Source organism: Pseudoalteromonas sp. S4492, from assembly GCF_005886115.1.
Lineage (GTDB): Bacteria > Pseudomonadota > Gammaproteobacteria > Enterobacterales > Alteromonadaceae > Pseudoalteromonas > Pseudoalteromonas gelatinilytica.
Window position 1 is genome coordinate 1 of sequence record NZ_PNCP01000287.1, and the last position, 323, is coordinate 323.

The window sequence follows — 323 nt, forward strand, 5'->3', positions numbered from 1 at the left end:
CAACCAGATATTTATAGGGATCAACCTCTTGCAGACGGCAACTGACCAATAAACTCTGGATGATCGCAACATGTTCCGCACCGGTTTCTGTCAAGCAGAACATCCAGTTCTTTCTTCCCATCGGGATGCATCGGAGTAATCGTTCGAGATGATTGGTGTCCATCTGAACATCGGGATCATCCAGAAACACCATTAACGATGACTGGTGATTTTCTGCATAGGCCAGCGCCTTGCTTAACGGGTTCGTTTTGGTCAGCTCAGGCCTTTGCCGTTCCTGATGGCACCAGTGGAAGAACTCATCAACTAATGGCCTTGATTCTTCC

1 protein-coding gene is annotated in these 323 nt (G+C 48.0%); it reads right to left on the reverse strand.

From position 1 onward, the window contains the following. The coding region (locus tag CWC28_RS21595; protein ID WP_171038367.1) for an IS66 family transposase at positions 1 to 323 on the reverse strand (323 nt) is incomplete at both ends.